Origin of the sequence: Halomonas sabkhae, from assembly GCF_030409265.1 — a bacterium.
GTDB lineage: Bacteria > Pseudomonadota > Gammaproteobacteria > Pseudomonadales > Halomonadaceae > Halomonas > Halomonas halmophila.
In genome coordinates, this window is record NZ_JAUFPM010000015.1 from 247,601 (window position 1) to 264,162 (window position 16,562).

19 protein-coding genes are annotated in these 16,562 nt (G+C 62.9%); 6 read left to right on the forward strand and 13 right to left on the reverse strand.

The genetic code is table 11. The annotated features are described in order from the left end of the window. Positions 1-177: 177 nt before the first annotated feature. The gene (putP, locus tag QWY79_RS10475) at positions 178-1,668 is read left to right on the forward strand and encodes a sodium/proline symporter PutP (RefSeq protein WP_290272483.1); all 1,491 of its coding nucleotides are present in this window, start codon (positions 178-180) and stop codon (positions 1,666-1,668) included. Between the two features lie 73 nt (positions 1,669-1,741). Here putP and QWY79_RS10480 read toward each other — a convergent pair whose 3' ends face one another. Beyond that, positions 1,742-2,002, reverse strand: a complete 261-nt coding sequence (locus tag QWY79_RS10480; protein WP_290272485.1) for a hypothetical protein — start codon at positions 2,000-2,002, stop codon at positions 1,742-1,744. Positions 2,003-2,306: 304 nt separating this feature from the next. On the opposite strand from QWY79_RS10480, the gene QWY79_RS10485 reads away from it, so the two are divergent. Beyond that, positions 2,307-2,900: an OmpW/AlkL family protein gene (locus QWY79_RS10485; protein ID WP_290272487.1), complete on the forward strand. Its 594-nt coding sequence runs from the start codon at positions 2,307-2,309 to the stop codon at positions 2,898-2,900. 113 nt (positions 2,901-3,013) lie between these two features. On the opposite strand, the gene QWY79_RS10490 is transcribed toward QWY79_RS10485, so the two are convergent. From QWY79_RS10490 to QWY79_RS10510, 5 genes are all read right to left on the reverse strand, one after another. Beyond that, complete coding sequence (locus tag QWY79_RS10490; protein ID WP_290272489.1) at positions 3,014-3,523, reverse strand: gamma-glutamylcyclotransferase family protein; 510 nt, start codon at positions 3,521-3,523, stop codon at positions 3,014-3,016. Beyond that, positions 3,520-3,852: a YqcC family protein gene (locus QWY79_RS10495; protein WP_290272491.1), complete on the reverse strand. Its 333-nt coding sequence runs from the start codon at positions 3,850-3,852 to the stop codon at positions 3,520-3,522. Before QWY79_RS10495 ends, QWY79_RS10490 begins: the two co-directional genes overlap by 4 nt. Positions 3,853-3,918: 66 nt before the next feature. Then, positions 3,919-4,677 (reverse strand): amino acid ABC transporter ATP-binding protein, encoded by a 759-nt coding sequence (locus tag QWY79_RS10500; RefSeq protein ID WP_290272493.1) that lies wholly within the window; start codon positions 4,675-4,677, stop codon positions 3,919-3,921. After that, positions 4,674-5,348: an amino acid ABC transporter permease gene (locus QWY79_RS10505; RefSeq protein WP_290272495.1), complete on the reverse strand. Its 675-nt coding sequence runs from the start codon at positions 5,346-5,348 to the stop codon at positions 4,674-4,676. Before QWY79_RS10505 ends, QWY79_RS10500 begins: the two co-directional genes overlap by 4 nt. Before the next feature lie 18 nt (positions 5,349-5,366). Then, on the reverse strand, positions 5,367-6,146 hold the full coding sequence (locus QWY79_RS10510) for an amino acid ABC transporter substrate-binding protein (protein WP_290272497.1): 780 nt from the start codon (positions 6,144-6,146) through the stop codon (positions 5,367-5,369). A 325-nt stretch (positions 6,147-6,471) separates the two neighbouring features. Here QWY79_RS10510 and QWY79_RS10515 point away from each other — a divergent pair, with 325 nt between their 5' ends. The 4 genes from QWY79_RS10515 (at position 6,472) to QWY79_RS10530 (ending at position 9,457) form a co-directional block, all read left to right on the forward strand. Beyond that, positions 6,472-7,497 (forward strand): DUF3549 family protein, encoded by a 1,026-nt coding sequence (locus QWY79_RS10515; protein WP_290272499.1) that lies wholly within the window; start codon positions 6,472-6,474, stop codon positions 7,495-7,497. Positions 7,498-7,533: 36 nt separating this feature from the next. After that, positions 7,534-7,971, forward strand: a complete 438-nt coding sequence (locus tag QWY79_RS10520; RefSeq protein WP_290272501.1) for an ATP-dependent zinc protease family protein — start codon at positions 7,534-7,536, stop codon at positions 7,969-7,971. 42 nt (positions 7,972-8,013) lie between these two features. Next, positions 8,014-8,922: a 30S ribosomal protein S6--L-glutamate ligase gene (rimK, locus tag QWY79_RS10525; RefSeq protein WP_290272503.1), complete on the forward strand. Its 909-nt coding sequence runs from the start codon at positions 8,014-8,016 to the stop codon at positions 8,920-8,922. An 88-nt stretch (positions 8,923-9,010) separates the two neighbouring features. After that, positions 9,011-9,457 (forward strand): hypothetical protein, encoded by a 447-nt coding sequence (locus QWY79_RS10530; protein WP_290272505.1) that lies wholly within the window; start codon positions 9,011-9,013, stop codon positions 9,455-9,457. On the opposite strand, the gene QWY79_RS10535 is transcribed toward QWY79_RS10530, so the two are convergent. The 7 genes from QWY79_RS10535 to QWY79_RS10565 form a co-directional block, all read right to left on the reverse strand. Then, a complete protein-coding gene (locus tag QWY79_RS10535) occupies positions 9,378-10,133 on the reverse strand; it encodes a SanA/YdcF family protein (RefSeq protein WP_290272507.1) in 756 nt (251 codons plus the stop codon). The two genes, QWY79_RS10530 and QWY79_RS10535, sit on opposite strands and share 80 nt — an antisense overlap. An 87-nt stretch (positions 10,134-10,220) precedes the next feature. Next, complete coding sequence (gene sufT / locus QWY79_RS10540; RefSeq protein WP_290272509.1) at positions 10,221-10,793, reverse strand: putative Fe-S cluster assembly protein SufT; 573 nt, start codon at positions 10,791-10,793, stop codon at positions 10,221-10,223. A 19-nt stretch (positions 10,794-10,812) separates the two neighbouring features. After that, positions 10,813-12,054, reverse strand: a complete 1,242-nt coding sequence (locus QWY79_RS10545; protein WP_290272511.1) for an aminotransferase class V-fold PLP-dependent enzyme — start codon at positions 12,052-12,054, stop codon at positions 10,813-10,815. Positions 12,055-12,056: 2 nt separating this feature from the next. After that, positions 12,057-13,403, reverse strand: a complete 1,347-nt coding sequence (gene sufD, locus QWY79_RS10550) for a Fe-S cluster assembly protein SufD (RefSeq protein ID WP_290272513.1) — start codon at positions 13,401-13,403, stop codon at positions 12,057-12,059. Then, positions 13,400-14,152, reverse strand: a complete 753-nt coding sequence (gene sufC / locus QWY79_RS10555; protein WP_141318420.1) for a Fe-S cluster assembly ATPase SufC — start codon at positions 14,150-14,152, stop codon at positions 13,400-13,402. The genes sufD and sufC overlap by 4 nt, the downstream gene beginning before the upstream one ends. 239 nt (positions 14,153-14,391) lie before the next feature. After that, positions 14,392-15,834 carry a Fe-S cluster assembly protein SufB gene (gene sufB / locus QWY79_RS10560; protein WP_141318418.1) on the reverse strand — a complete coding sequence of 481 codons (1,443 nt, stop codon included), beginning with the start codon at positions 15,832-15,834 and terminating at the stop codon, positions 14,392-14,394. A gap of 70 nt (positions 15,835-15,904) precedes the next feature. Beyond that, positions 15,905-16,366: an SUF system Fe-S cluster assembly regulator gene (locus QWY79_RS10565; protein ID WP_141318416.1), complete on the reverse strand. Its 462-nt coding sequence runs from the start codon at positions 16,364-16,366 to the stop codon at positions 15,905-15,907. Between the last annotated feature and the right edge of the window lie 196 nt (positions 16,367-16,562).

A 16,562-nucleotide genomic window follows, 5' to 3' on the forward strand; every position in this document is an offset into this window, starting at 1 on the left:
CTTCTCTAATGACAAGTTCAAGACGCAAGGAATCCACATGGTCGTCAACACAAGCCCTGCCGGACACAGGCTCCACCTTCCCCCTATCGCGATGCTCGCCAGTGGTCACGAGGCCTGCGTGCGTAACAATAACCTGCCCGAGCTGGCTCGGGGTCAATAAACTGGAGACGCTTCATCATGGCTATTGGTGTCTGGATTAGTCTAATCGGTTACTTTGTGCTCATGGTTGCCATCGGCATTTATGCCATGCGCACATCCACCTCCTCATCCGAGGATTACATGCTGGGCGGCCGCTCGCTCAGTCCCAAGGTCGCGGCCCTGTCGGCCGGGGCGTCGGACATGAGTGGCTGGCTGCTGTTGGGCCTGCCGGGGGCACTCTTCGCCTCCGGCCTGGGCTCCGCCTGGATCGGTATCGGCCTGCTGGTGGGCGCCTTCTTCAACTGGACGCTGGTTGCCCCGCGCCTGCGCGAGCAGACGGTGCATTATGGCAACGCCATCACCATCCCGTCCTTCCTGGCCAACCGCTTCCCGACCCGCGCGACCTCGCTGCGCACCGTGTCGGCCGTGGTCATCGTCATCTTCTTCGCCGTCTACACGGCCTCCGGCCTGGTCGCGGGCGGCAAGCTGTTCGAGAGTGCCTTCGCCGGCATCTTCAACTTCGGCGGCCTGAGCGACTACGCCGCGGGCATCATCATCACCCTGGGGGTGGTGCTGGTCTACACCGTGGTGGGTGGCTTCCTCGCGGTCAGCATGACCGACTTCGTGCAGGGCTGCATCATGATGCTGGCATTGATCATCATGCCGGCCGTGGTGCTGTTCGGCGAAGGCGGTGGCGGCTTCTCGCAGGCCTCGCAGACGCTCAATGACGTCGACCCCACCCTGCTGACCTGGACGGACGGGCTGACCTTCATCGGCTGGCTGTCGGCGGTGACCTGGGGGCTGGGCTACTTCGGTCAGCCGCACATCATCGTGCGTTTCATGGCCATCCGTAACCTCAAGGATGTACCCACGGCACGCAACATCGGCATGGGCTGGATGCTCATCTCGCTGATCGGCGCCGTCTCGCTGGGCATCTTCGGTCGCGCCTACGCCGTCCGCAACGGCATGAATGTGGAAGACCCGGAAACCATCTTCATCATTCTGGCCGACCTGCTGTTCCATCCGCTGGTCACCGGCTTCCTCTTTGCCGCACTGCTGGCGGCGGTGATGAGCACGATCTCCAGTCAGCTGCTGGTGTCCTCCTCCTCGCTCACCGAGGACTTCTATCGCCTCTTCCTGCGCAAGGAAGCCTCGGAGAAGGAATGCGTCATGGTCGGCCGGGTGAGCGTCGTCCTGGTAGGCCTGGTGGCCACCATCATCGCTTCCGACCCCGATTCTCAGGTCCTGGCACTGGTCAGCAACGCCTGGGCCGGCTTCGGTGCCGCCTTCGGCCCGCTGATCATCCTGTCGCTGATGTGGCCGCGCACCAATGGCGCGGGTGCCATTGCCGGCATGATCGTGGGTGCCGCTACCGTCATGATCTGGATCACGCTGGGCTGGAATGCATCCTTCCTGGGTGGCCCCGGCGTCTACGAGATCATCCCCGGCTTCATCGCCGCCTTCGTCGCCATCATCCTGGTCAGCAGCGTGACCAGCGACGCCGGCGAGTACAAGGCCATCGATCGCTGAGGATATTCTTCACCATCCGGTATCACCAGAGGGCTCCTGCGGGAGCCCTTTTGCATGGCGGCTCAGTGGGTGTTCACCCGATCCCGCGATACACGGCAAGTCCCAGCGTGATACTCGCGAAGCCCCACAGAGCGGCATGCGTCCAGGCCGTATTGATCAATACCAGCAGGCGATACAGCTCCATATCCTGCGCCACGGGACGAATGAACGCCGCCCCCAGCGCCCACACTCCCAGCGCCACGACGGGCAGACGCAGGCTAAGGGGCAGAATCTCCATCACCTCCGGGCGCCATAGCCACCATACAGCCAGCAATGCCGCTGACAGGAGTGACAAGAGCGCCCCACCTCCATGTGAATAGCGTACCCAGACTGCCATCTGTTTGCCTCCCGAGTCTTGCTGTTCAGTGAAGACCATTTCCGGCAAATGAGCGACCCCTGAGTGCACGATCGGGCAAGATGATGCAAAAGTGTCGCTCCCTGGCGTCAATTTCGCGGCTGCCATTAAGCTCAGTCAACCACAACCATCAAGCCTATAGGCATTTTCTACAAGACGTTAGAGAACACTGTTTTATAATGGGCTACATCGAAACACAGCAACGACATGCTGTATTTCAATCTCAACCAAGGGAGAATTCCGCATGAACGCGACTCGAGTGATTTCCGCAACCGCGATCGTTGCCGCCAGCCTTGTTGCCGCCCAGTCGGCAGTTGCCTATCAGTCAGGCGATATCTATGTGCGCGGTGGTTATGCCAAGTCCGACGTCAGCGATGATAATGGCCAGATCGCCGGTCAGGACATCAATGTCCAGGACGAGCAAGGCATCACCTATGGTGCGGGCTACCTGTTCACCGATCATCTGGGCGTCGAACTCACTGGCTCCGAGGCGGTCGAGCACGACATGACCGGGGGCAGCTTCGAACGTACACCGATCAACCTGATGGCCAACTATTTCCCGCTGGGTGGCACCGACTCGCGCGTACAGCCCTATGCCGGCATTGGCGTGAACCACACCTACTTTTCCAATGAATCCGTGGCCAACGTGGACCTGGATCACTCGACCAGCTTCACCGGCCAGCTGGGTGTCGACTTTGCACTCACCGACAACCTCATGATCGGCTCTTACGCCCAGTATGCCGATGTGGAAAGTGATGTCAGCGTCAATGGCCAGGGCGCCGGCAGCCTGGAGCTCGACCCGCTGACCGTCGGCGGCAACCTGACCCTGCGTTTCTAAGCCAGAAACCCGTGAGCCATGAGCGGGCCGCTCGCGGCCCGCTCAGCAAAACGCCGCCGGATTCGCTCCGGCGGCGTTTTTTTGCGTTACGGCGAAGGCCGGACACAACGACCTCAGCCCGAATCGTGGCGCGACACTCCCAGCTGAATCAGCGTTGCCTCGTCGAGCCCCGTCACTGACGGGAAATCCGCCAGCCAGGCATGGTATTCGCTGGACAGAAAGGCCCGCCCATGCAGTAGATGAGCCAGGTATTCGCGTGCCGGTTGCAGCCCTGCCCCGGTGGTACCGGGCCTGGCGATATAGACCCAGGCGTCGATGACACCCTCGTCACTGTGAATCGGCAGACGATGGCGCTGATACTCCTGCGGATAGCCCTCGAAGGGGTCCATGGCCTGGATCTGCTCGGGATGCGTCAGGCCGATCAGCACGCCTTCGACCCAGGCTCCCTGGCTTGCCACCACATTGGCATGGCTGATACCCGGCACTCTGGACGCCTTGTCGAAACACAACCGGTAATCCCTCAGGACACCTGCGAGGGCGGCGCGTGTCTCGCCGATACGCGCCGCGACGCGCGCCGGGTTCATGTTGCTGCCATAGGCGAAATAATAGGCCGGGGCGCTCAATTCTCGGTTACCAGGCTATCCACGCGTTCAATCGCCTTGCCGACCAGGATGCGATCACTGGTCCGCGCGCCCTCCTGGGTCAGGTAGGCTTCCACCGCCGGGGCGACGTCACTCTTCGACGGCATGGCCCCCTGCTGCTCCACCAGCGTCTCGAGTCGCGCGATGAAGACGAAGCGCAGCCACTGCGGCAGGCTCATGGTATCGATGCAGAATGGCTCGACGCTGTTGTAGGCCGCCGGCTCGGGCGCCTCCATGCGCCACATATCGGCCGCTCGCATGGCGGATTCGAGTTCGCGCAAGGCTTGCGCAAGTTCTTCATGTACGGTCATGGCATCTGGCTCCGGTCGATCTGTGTGACCATTTTCGCGCGTCTGGCCGGACGGACCAAATCGGATTTACAACGCCTGCGGGGCTGGCTGAGCGGCCAGCACCTTGCGCAGGAAGTCGCGCGTGCGCGGATCCTGCGGGGACTGAAAGAGCTGCGCCGGCGGCCCCTGCTCGACGATACGTCCGCCTTCCATGAAGACGACACGATCGGCCACGTCCTGGGCGAAGCCCATTTCATGGGTCACCACGAGCATGGTCTGGCGCTCCGCGGCCAGTTGCTTCATCAATCCGAGGACCTCTTCCACCCATTCGGGATCGAGCGAGGACGTCGGCTCATCGAACAGAATCACCTCGGCCTGAGCCGCCATGGCACGGCCGATGCCCACGCGTTGCTGCTGGCCACCGGACAGCGAGGCCGGATAGGCATCGGCCTTGTCGGCCAGACCGATACGCTCGAGGATCTCGCGAGCACGGGCATGGGCCTTGTCCTTGGGCCAGCGGTTGACGATGACCAGCCCTTCGGCAATGTTTTCCAGCGCCGTCTTGTTGGCGAACAACGCATAGTTCTGGAACACGAAGGCCGTGCGTCGGCGCGCCGCCAGGATGTCCCGGCGGCTGGCCCGGGTCACATCGACCTGCAGGTCACCCAGTGTCAGCTGGCCGGCGTCGGGGCGCTCGAGGAAATTCAGGCAGCGCAGCAGGGTGGACTTGCCCGTGCCGGACGGGCCGATCACGACGATGATTTCCCCCTGCTCGATCTCCAGATCAATGCCGTCGAGCACCGCCGTGCCGCCGAAACGCTTGGTCAGGTTGGCGATTTGAATCATCGGCTATACGCCTTGTTGAGTCGGGCCTCCAGGCGGCGCTGCCCCCAGGCCAGCAGCTCCACGACGATCCAGTAGATGACCGCCACGGTGACGAAGGCCTCGAAGTACAGGAAGCTACCGGCGGCCTCTTTCTGGGTGGCCCCCATCAGCTCGGTCACGCCCAGGGTGAAGGCCAAGGAGGTGGCCTTGATCATGTCGATGAAGTAATTCATCAGGGTCGGTACCGCCACCCGGGTGGCCTGAGGCAGGACGATGCGCCGCATCAGCTGACCATTGGTCATGCCGATCGACAACGCCGCTTCGGTCTGACTGCGGTCGACACCGACGATGGCGGCACGGATCGACTCCGCCATATACGCCGAGAAATGCAGCGTCAGCCCCATGATGGTCGCGGTGATACCATTGATCTGGGTCAGGAAATCCAGCAGCTGGGGCAGCCCGTAATAGAACAGGAAGAGCTGGACCAGCAGCGGCGTGCCGCGGAAGAAGGAGATGAACAGCATGGTCGCCGCATTCAGCCCCGGAATCTTCAGCACGCGAATCACCGCCAGGCCGCACGCCAGGGCCAATGCCAGCACCATGCCGGCGGCCGCCATTTCCAGCGTCAGCGGCAGGTAGCTGAGCAGAATGGGCACCAGCCCCAGCATGTAGTCGAAATCGAGCACACTCATGTCGCCAGCATCACTCGATCAAGGCTGCGTGATGTCGTTGCCGAACCAGCGTTCGGAGATCTCGGCCAGAGTGCCGTTGTCACGCAGGGCCTGGAGGGCCTGGCCCACTTCGTCACGCAGCTGACGGCCCTGCTCGGTATCGCGAAACGGCAGCGCGTTATGAATCTCGGAGAAGGTTTCGCCTGCCAGTTGCAGAGGCAGCGGCTTGTCCTTGATGACCTGGCTGGCACTAACGCGATCCATGACGAAGGCATCGACACGACCCAGCGCCGTATCCTGTTCGATGTTGCTTTCATAGGTGCGGATATCGATCTCGTCGGCGTAGGGCAGCTCACGCAGCAATGCCTCGAAATTCGAGCCCAGGTTCACCGCAACGCTCTTGCCTGGCAGGTCTTCGACACCCGAGATCGATGTGTTGCCTTCCTTTACCACGACCTGAGCGCCGTCATAGACATAGGGCTCGGTAAAGACGTACTTGGCCTGACGTTCTTCCGTGATGGTGATCTGGTTGGCGATGGTATCGATGCGTCCTGACTCGAGCATGCCGAACAGACCGGAAAAATTGGCCGTCTCGAATACCACCTCGGTGCCCATCTCATCGGCCACCGCCTCCATGACATCGACCTCGAACCCCTTGAGGGTGTCCTGCTCGACGAAGGTGAAGGGGAAATAACCACCGGACATGCCGACCCGCAGGGTGTCATCCTGCTGAGCCTGGGCCATGCCGGCTGCGGTCAGCAGTCCCGCCGAGAGTACCGGCAGGGCCACTTTTCTGAAGAGAGCGAGAGAGCGCAACATGACGATCCTCCTGTGAGGCTTGAAAACACGATAAGGAATAAAAAACCTTTCTCTATATTCCATTTTTACACAGATGCTGGACAAAGTCCCGTGCCATGGCCAATGGCTTCTGCTTATGAACATCATAGGCGGGACACAGGCGGTTAATACACAGAAGTCCTGCATGCAGCTGTGGATAAACCTTGAACACATGCTCCCGGGCCAGACCTGACGGGCACTCCACGCCGTTGGTCAATCAATGATCAGCCTCCACTGACGCACGCCGGCATCGGCTGACAGGATGGCGCCCCCATTGTAAGGTACGAGTCCTGAGCTGGGAGACCGCATGCAATCGATTGATAGCCTTCACGACTTTTTCGTCCGCACCGGTGCCGAGGTGCGGCTGTACCACCTGGGCCGCCGCGTCGTACCCTGCGAGCTGGAGAGCCTGCGTGCCCTGGAGCACGACGGCGCGGCCTGGCCGGCCCCCTGGCAGAGCCAGGCACGGCTGGCCATGGTGTTTCGGCTGGGAGACCTTCAGGATCCACTCATCTGGTTTTTGGCGCTGCCGCTCGATGAACAGGGCCAGCTGGACCCGGCAGCCCGTGACGCCTTCCTGCAGCGCTTGCTGGAGACACTGGGGCGCAACGTCCAGGGGCTCGGGCGCGAGGACAGCAGCGAGATCGACAACCTGATGAAGGACAATCCCCTGGCCTTCACGCCCTCGACCACCTTTCAGGCCATGCTGCACGCCCGCGCCAGCCATGATTTCGAGCGCCCGGCGAGCCAGCATCTGGAGCCGGTGGAGGCTTATCTGTCGGGCCAGCAGACACTCGACTGGCAGGCACTGGGCCTGCAAGGCCTTGCCGACTTTGCGGTGCGCATGGACGCCGATGCCCAGCACCAGCTGGCCCGCTCGATTGCTACACTGCCGAGTGAGGTGCTGGTATCACTGTGCTACTGTCTGGAACATGTCGCCATCCTCGATGAGCTGGCCGACCGCTTGCGCCAGCGCGGCGAGCAGGCCGCCAGCGATGGCGATATCGAGACATTCTGTGCCTGTGTCAGAGCCGTCAGTGGTGCCGACGAGGAAAAGACCGGTGACTGGTACGACACCCTGCTCGCCGACGAGCAGGCATGCGGCCCGGATCTGCTGGCGGCCATGGCGGGCCGGGGTTGGCATCACCTGGAGCATGCCGAGCGACTCCCGCGTTTTCTGACCCGACTGGCCAACGAACCGCGCGCCGACTTTTCCGCCGTGGCACGCGACCTGGCCCTGATACCCCGGCTACGCTTGCCCGTGTTGATGACACTGCGCGAGGCCGAGCCGACGTCGCCCATCGGCAGACGCCTGGCCAGTCTGCCCCGGTAAGCCAGCGCCGTTCCAGGAGCCAGAGGAGATAGCGTCATGAAGGAGTTGCCCTACCAGGCCAAGGCCATCGTCGGTCGCCGCGAGATGGTCACCCTGCCCGCCCTGAACCTGACGCTTTGCGCCAAGGTCGACACGGGGGCGCGCACGTCCTCTCTGCATGCCGAGGACATCGAAACCTTCGAGCATGACGGGCACCCCTGGGTGCGCTTCACTTCGCGTGGTGGCGGACCGGCCAGCCCCGCTCACGAGCAGTGCCTGCCACTGCACGACCGACGACGCGTCACCAGCTCCAACGGCCAGACCGAATGGCGCTTCGTGGTGCGTACGTCTATGCAACTGGGTGAGCTCGAGTTTCCGGTCGAGCTCACCCTGACCGACCGTCGCGACATGCGCCATCCCATGCTGCTCGGCCGCCGAGCGTTAAGACGCGTACTGGTAGCCCCCGGCGCCGGTTTCCTTCACGGTGAGCCCTGAGGCCAAGGTTCTCTCGGCCCTTCCCCACAACGGAGAATCGCCATGCATATCGCGCTGCTGTCACGCAATCGCAACCTCTACTCTTCGCGCCGACTGCTGGAGGCAGCCGAGGCACGGGGGCACAGTACTCGGGTCGTCGATACCCTGCGCTGCTACATGAGCATCGCCTCGCATCACCCTTCCATCCATTACAAGGGCGCCGAGCTGGAACCCTTCGATGCCGTCATCCCGCGCATCGGTTCCTCGGTCACCTTCTATGGCTGCGCCGTGCTGCGCCAGTTCGAGATGATGGGCACCCAGGTGCTCAACGACAGCGTCTCGATCACCCGCTCCCGCGACAAGCTGCGTTCGCTGCAGCTGCTGTCGCGCAAGGGCATCGGCCTGCCGGTGACGGGCTTTGCGCACTCGCCTGACGATATTCCGGACTTGATCACCATGGTGCGTGGCGCCCCGCTGGTCATCAAACTGCTGGAGGGCACCCAGGGCATCGGCGTGGTCCTCGCCGAGACCAACCAGGCCGCCGAGTCGGTCATTCAGGCCTTCATGGGCATGAAGGCCAACATCATGGTTCAGGAATACATCAAGGAAGCCAAGGGCGCCGACATCCGCTGCCTGGTCATCGGCGACAAGGTCGTGGCCGCCATGAAGCGCCAGGCGGCCGATGGCGAGTTTCGCTCCAACCTGCATCGGGGCGGCAGCGCCAGCGTGATTCGCATCACCCCGGAGGAACGCTCCACCGCCACCCGGGCCGCCAAGGCCATGGGCCTGCAGGTGGCCGGGGTCGACCTGCTACGCTCCAACCATGGGCCCGTCATCATGGAGGTCAACTCCTCCCCGGGGCTGCAGGGCATCGAGACCGCCACCGGCCGGGATATCGCCAACCTGATCATCGAACACATGGAGAAGAGCGCCACACCCAGGCGCAAGACGCCGCCCAAGCCTAAAGGCTAAGGCCAGGGCGGCAATTTAATCGTCCACGGGGGTGGCAAAAGTCACTCGACACCCCCACAATCTGCGTCACCGGAGGAGGTGAACGCGCATGTTTCTTGATAATCGCCAGGTGGCGATGGACAGTGCTCTGGAAGCACTGGCCGACAGCATCGATTATTTCCAGGACAACCTCGAGCGCCTGCGCCCCAGCCTGCGTGACGCCTTGAAGCCCCAGTTCGAGGAACGCAGCAAGCTGATGCGCAAGCTGCAGACGCTGGCGCGCCGTCACCTCGACCTTCTCCCCCGTGACGCCGACGTCGAGCGCGACGACTACATGTGGCTATGGAGCCGCTTGAAGAGCTTCGTCGGCAATGACAGTCAGGTGCTGATCAACGAGCTCCTCGAGCAGGAGCGCGTCCTCATGCAGTCACTCTCGACACTGCTCACGCATCCCCTGCCCGAGGCCATCGAACCGGTCATTGAGGAGTGCTGGCGGAACTGTCGTGCTCTGATTCGCGAGCTGTATCGCCTTCAGAAGCAGGGGCAGCGACGCTGAGATCGGGTCGCGGCGTGATCTGCAGGGGCTCCTGGGGCCCCAGGAAGTGCGGCTCGCGCCCCCAGACATACAGATCCCCCAGCGTCGCCACGCGTGCCAGCCACTCCCTGGCCCTGAGACGCCAGGTGCCATCGGAAGGCTGCGTCGGGGCCACACAGCCTTGTACCTCGATGCCCAGTGCATCAGCAATGAACAGCGCCCGTGGCAGGTGCCAGTCCTGAGTGACCAGCAGGGCGCGCTGCACGGTGAAGACATCGCGCGCCCGGATGAGCGTGTCGAAGGTACTGAAACCGGCATAATCCAGTGTCATGGCCGATTCCGGCACACCACGGTCGAGCAGATCCTTCCACATGGTGATCGGCTCGTTGTAGTAGCGGGTGCTGTTGTCGCCCGACAACAGCAGATGGTCGACCTTGCGCTCTTGAATCAGGCCGGCCGCGGCCCGCATGCGGCCTTCGAAATGCGGGTTGCGCGCCCCGCTGCGCGTCCAGTGCGAGGTGCCGAAGATGATCCCCACCTGCCGCGGCTGACACTTCGCCAACTCGGTTTCGATGCGTCCGCTGGTGCTGGTCAGCACCCAGACATTGCCGGCCAGAAACAGCAGCAGGGCCAGCAGGGTGCCTCCGCCGAGCAGCATCAGCAGGATTCGGAAGGTTTTCCATGGTAGCGAGAGCATCGATTTTCCCAATCCCGAAGGCAGCTCATGCGCAGTTTCCCTGCACCAGTGTCATGGAGGCAGGCTCGCGAGTTGGACGGTTGGCGCTCAGAACATCCCCAGCTCGAGCTTGGCTTCCTCACTCATCATCTCGCGACTCCAGGGCGGGTCGAAGACAATTTCGGTGTGTACCTTGCTGACCTGGGGCGCGCCCAGGATCTTGTTGCGCGCATCGGCGGCGATGACATCGCCCATGCCGCAGCCCGGCGCCGTCAGCGTCATGCGAATGGTGACCATCCGTTCGCCACTGATCAGACGCTCGATGCGGCACCCGTAGACCAGTCCCAGTTCGACGATGTTGACCGGGATTTCCGGATCGAAACAGGTCCGCAACTGCTCCCAGACGAAGGCCTCGATGTCCTCTTCCGAGGCATCTTCCGGCAGCGTCGGGGCAGGCACGGCGTCCAGTCCCAGGGCATCGAGCTGACTGCCCTCGATCAGATACATGCGCCCTTCCAGGCCCACACTGACCGTGCCACCCTTGGCCTGCATCACCGTGACTTCGCTGTCCTCGGGCAATGTCTCGGTCTTGCCGAACGGAATGGCGATGGCCTCGACATCACGCTGCAGGGGCAGCACCTGCCCCTTGGTGACACCGGCCAGTGCATCAATATCACTCATGAGTCTCCTCGGCTTTCGCTCAGCGCAGCATCCCGACCACGCGCTGCAGCGCCTCGACGAAGACGTCGACTTCCTCGGGTGTGTTGTAGGCGGCGAAGGAAGCGCGGCAGGTGGCCTCGACCCCCAGGGACGCCAGCAACGGCTGGGCACAATGATGCCCGGTGCGTATCGCCACGCCCATCTGGTCGACCAGCAGCCCGATATCCTGGGCATGGGCGCCATCCACCACGAAGGACAGCACCGCTGCCTTGTCGGGCGACGTGCCCAGCACGCGCAGCCCCTCGATCGACGCGACACTCTCCGTGGCATGCTGCAGCAGGCGTGCTTCCCAGGCCTGGATCAGGTCCAGTCCGATCCCTTCGACCCACTGCAGCGCCCGGCCCAGGGCAATGACCTCGGCGATGGCCGGGGTCCCCGCCTCGAACCTGTGCGGGATGTCGGCGAAGGTGGTCGGTGACTCGAAGGACACCGTCTCGATCATCTCGCCGCCCCCCTGCCAGGGAGGCATGGCCTCGAGCAGCTCGGCGCGGCCATAGAGCGCGCCGACACCGGTCGGACCATAGACCTTGTGACCGGAGAAGGCGTAGAAGTCCACGCCCAGCGCCTGCACATCGACGCGCTGATGGGGCACCGCCTGGGCGCCATCGACCAGGATGAGGGCACCATGCTGGTGGGCCAGGGTGGCCATCTCGGCCACCGGATTGACGGTGCCCAGGGCATTGGACACGTGGTTGACCGCGACCAGCCGGGTCCGCTCGCTCAGCAGATCACGGTAGGCCGACTGATCCAGCACTCCACGCTCGTCCACCGGAATCACTCGGATGGTGAACCCCAGCTCGCGTGACAGCAGTTGCCAGGGCACGATATTGGAGTGATGCTCGAGGCGCGAGATCAGCACCTCGTCACCCTGCTGGAGGTTGACGCGCCCCCAGCTGCCGGCCACCAGATTGATCGCCTCGGTGGTGCCGCGCGTGAAGACGATTTCACGCGTCTCGGCGGCTCCCAGGTGCGCACGCACCTTCTCGCGCGTACCCTCGAACGCTTCGGTCGCTTCGTCGGCGAGGGTATGCAGGCCGCGATGGATATTGGCGTTGTAACGCCCATAGTAGTCATCGAAGACATCGATGACCTGACGTGGTGTCTGGCAGGTCGCGGCATTGTCGAGATAGACCAGCGGCCTGCCATGCACCTCGCGCCCGAGTATCGGGAAGTCACGACGGACCCTTGCGACATCCAGCATGAGGTCGTTGAAGTCAGCCATGACTATTCCTCGTTGAGTGCCGAGGCAGTTTCCACCAGGCCGGCCAGATTGAAGCGCTCCGGCAGCTTGCCGGCCACGGCGAGCTCGACTCGCTCGGATACCGCATCCAGATCGACCAGATCCATCACCTCGCCGGCGAAGGCCAGGGTCAACAAGCCACGCGCCGTCTGCTCGTCGATGCCGCGGGTGCGCAGCGCAAAGACCGCTTCTTCATCGAGCTGGCCGGTGGTCGCCCCGTGCGCACACTTGACGTCATCGGCATAGATCTCGAGCTCGGGCTTGGTATCGATTTCGGCACGATCGGACAGCAGCAGGTTGGCATTGCTCTGGTCCGCTTCGATCTGCTGGCTGTCGCGCTTGACCACTACCTTGCCGTTGAACACGCCATGGGCGCGGTCATCGAGAATGCCCTTGTAGTTCTCGTGGGAGAAGGTCCGCGGGGCATTGTGGTTGGCCCAGGTATGGTTATCGACATGCTGACGGCCCTGACCATAGAAGAGGCCATTGAAGACCGCCTCGGCACCCTCGCCGTTGAGCTCGGTGACCAGATCATTGCGCACCAGGCCGCCCCCCAGATTGAGGTTGAACGACACATAGCGGCTGTCACGCGCCTGCTCGATGTGAATGCTGGCGATATGACTGTCCTTGATCGGCGCTTCCTGCAGCTTGTAGTGAGTCAGGATGGCACCGCGGTCGAGGATGATCTCTTCCACCAGGTTGGTGAAATTCGCCGCCTCGGCTTCGCCGACATGATGTTCGATCAGCGTGGCCTGGCTGCTGCTTGCGGCCTCGACCAGAATGCGCGGATGACTCATGACCTGGTGCTCGCCGGAGCGGGACAGGAATTGCAGCACGATCGGCTTGTCGACCACGGTGCGCGGCGCCAGGCGTACCACGGCGCCTTCTTCCATGAAGGCCGTATTGAGCGCGGCGAAGGCCGAGAAGTCAACGCCGGTCAAACGACCCAGCGGGCCACCCACGGCTTCGTGATTGTCTTCCAGGGCCTGCGACAGCGGCAGCACCTGCACGCCTTCGGGCAGGTCGCCGAGGGCCGAGAGCGCCGGGGCGAAGACGCCATCCACGAAGGTCAGGCGATGGGCATCCACCGGCAGCGTCAGTGCCGCGGCAGTGGCCGGCGAGAACTCGGCGTCGCCGGCCAGGGTGAAGTCCGTGCGCGCGATGTCGCGCACATTGGTGTACTTCCAGTCTTCGACGCGACGATGCGGAAAGCCGAGCGCTTCGAAGCGTGCTGCACCGGCCTGACGGCGCGCCGCGATCCAGGTCGGCTCGTTGCCGCGCTGGGCGTTGCGCTCGGCCAGGCGATCGAGAAAGCGCTGTTCGTCACTCATGCCGCAGAGTCCTCCACGACCCAGTCATAACCACGGGATTCGAGTTCACGTGCCAGATCGGCATCACCGCTCTTGGCAATGCGACCCTCGACCAGCACATGCACCCGGTCGGGAACGATGTAGTCCAGCAGGCGCTGGTAGTGAGTCACCAGCAGGATGCCCTTGTCGTCACCGCGCAGCGAATTGACGCCGTCGGCCACGACCCGCATGGCATCGATGTCGAGTCCCGAGTCGATTTCGTCGAGCATGGCCAGCTTGGGCTGCAGCACCAGCATCTGCAGAATCTCGTTGCGCTTCTTCTCGCCACCGGAGAAGCCTTCATTGACGGCACGCTGCAGGAAGCTGGTATCCATCTTCATGAAGCTGACCTTTTCCTTGACCAGTTTCATGAAGTCCGGCGCCGCGATTTCTTCTTCACCACGCGCGGCGCGCTGGGCGTTGAGTGCCGCCTTGAGCAGATAGATATTCTTCACGCCCGGAATCTCGACCGGATACTGGAAGCCCAGCAGCAGGCCCGCCTGGGCGCGCTCCTCGATTTCCATCTCCAGGACATCCCGGCCTTCGAAGGTGATCGAACCGCTCGTCACCTCATAGCCGTCCTTGCCGGCGATGACCGCCGACAGCGTGGACTTGCCGGCCCCGTTGGGGCCCATCAGGGCATGGACTTCTCCCGGACCGATGGTCAGGTTCAGGCCCTTGAGGATCTCGGAACCCTCGACCGTGACGTGCAGATCCTTGACTTCGAGCATCTTGACTACCTTTTGAGCTATCAGCCGCCGCGGCGGCTCGCATAGATGAATTCGTTTCCGCCTCTCGGGCCCTCTTGCAGGCCCCCTTTCTCTAGCGGGGATGATGAGCTGTTCCGGCGACGAGTCGCCGCGAGGGCGCTGTAAACCCATCCCTGGGCGCTACATCCGCCATCCATGGCGGATGACCCTCGCTTCGGCTCGTCCCCGGCGCTCATCACGCCGTCGTCAACCCAGAGGCCTTAACCCACAGCGCCTTCCAGAGTCACATTCAGCAACGCCTCCGCCTCCACGGCGAACTCCATCGGCAGCTCCTGGAAGACATCCTTGCAGAAGCCATTGACGATCATGTTGACCGCGTCTTCCTCGCCGATGCCGCGGCTCTGGCAGTAGAACAGCTGGTCCTCGCCGATCTTGGAGGTGGTCGCCTCGTGCTCCACCTTGGCGGTGCTGTTGCCGATTTCCTGATACGGGAAGGTGTGGGCACCACAGGTATCGCCGATCAGCAGGGAGTCGCACTGGGTGAAGTTGCGCGCGCCCTTGGCCCGCGGCCCGACCTTGACCAGGCCGCGATACGACTGGTCGGAGCGGCCCGCCGCGATCCCCTTGGAGACGATGGTGGAGCGAGTGCCCTCGCCGATGTGGATCATCTTGGTGCCGGTATCGGCCTGCTGACGACCATTGGTCACCGCCACCGAGTAGAACTCGCCGACGCTGTCCTTGCCGCGCAGCATGCAGGACGGGTACTTCCAGGTGATCGCCGAACCGGTCTCGACCTGGGTCCAGCTGATGTGGGAACGCTCGCCACGGCAGTCGCCACGCTTGGTGACGAAGTTGTAAATCCCGCCATTGCCGTCCTCATCACCGGGGTACCAGTTCTGTACCGTGGAGTACTTGATCTTGGCATCATCCAGCGCCACCAGCTCGACCACGGCGGCGTGGAGCTGGTTCTCGTCGCGCTGCGGCGCCGTGCAGCCCTCGAGATACGACACCTCGGCCTGGCTCTCGCAGATGATCAGGGTCCGTTCGAACTGGCCGGTGTTGGCCGCGTTGATGCGGAAATAGGTCGAGAGCTCCATGGGGCAGGTCACGCCTTCCGGCACGAAGACGAAGGAGCCGTCGGTGAACACCGCCGAGTTGAGCGCCGCGAAATAGTTGTCACCCTGCGGCACCACACTTCCCAGATACTGCTGGACCAGCTCGGGATAATCCTGGATCGCCTCGGAGATCGAGCAGAAGATCACGCCTGCCTCTTGCAGCTTCTCCTTGAAGGTGGTGGTCACCGACACCGAGTCGAAGACCGCATCCACGGCCACGCCCGCCAGCGCAGCCCGCTCGTGGAGCGGAATGCCCAGCTTTTCGTAGGTCTCGAGCAGCTTGGGATCGACTTCGTCGAGACTCTGGGGCTTGTCCTCTTCGCGCTTGGGCGCGCTGTAATAGGAGATGGCCTGGTAGTCGATGGGCGGATAGTCCAGGTGCGCCCAGGATGGCGTCGTCATCTTCAACCACTGCTGGTAGGCCTGGAGGCGCCAATCCAGCATCCACTGCGGCTCGCCCTTCTTCTTCGAGATAAAGGCGATGGTGTCCTCATCCAGGCCCGGCGGTAGCGTATCGCTCTCGATGTCGGTCACGAACCCTTCCTTGTATTCGCGACGGACGAGCTCTTCCATTTCCTGACTTGCCATGATGTTGTCCCCTCCCCGGGCTGATTGGGTCGGCGAGCACGGCTCGCCTCGGGTAATGAAGTCGCGGACCTCAGGCCTCTGCGGCCAGGCTCACGCTCTGAATGGGTAGCTGAACGGGTAACTTGATCGGTGTGGTATCGGCCAGATGCGCCAGGGTCACGCTGTCGAGCAGGGCCCGTACGGCCAGCGAGACGCGCTGCCAGTTGTCCGATACGCCGCAGACCGATACCAGGTCGCAGTCACCTTCCGCCTGACTGCACTCGGTCATGGCCACCGGGCCTTCGATGGCCGAGATGATATCACTGGCGGAGATGTGCGACGCCGATCGCGCCAGCGAGTAGCCTCCCTGAGCACCGCGCCGGGACTCCAGCAGTCCGGCACGCACCAGCATCTTCAATGTCTTGCTGACCGTGGGATGCGGCAGCGATACCGCCTCGGCCAGTTCGGCTGCCGCATGCGGCTGTTCGGGATGACGAGCGATCTGGGCCATCACTACTGCCGCGTAGTCGGTCAGTCTGGAAAGCTTCAACACGCCTGGCTCCCCGGGATTCGCCCTTCAGGTGATCGATTGCGGACCATTTTAGTCCTGTATCGATATGATGTGAAGTCTTGCCGACCATTTCACGCGCAAAATCGGGCGTTTCTCGACATGTTCACGGCCGATTGCGAAAGAACGCCAATCATTCTCATTTTTAATGGCATCGCGACCGGCACCATGCACGGCATCA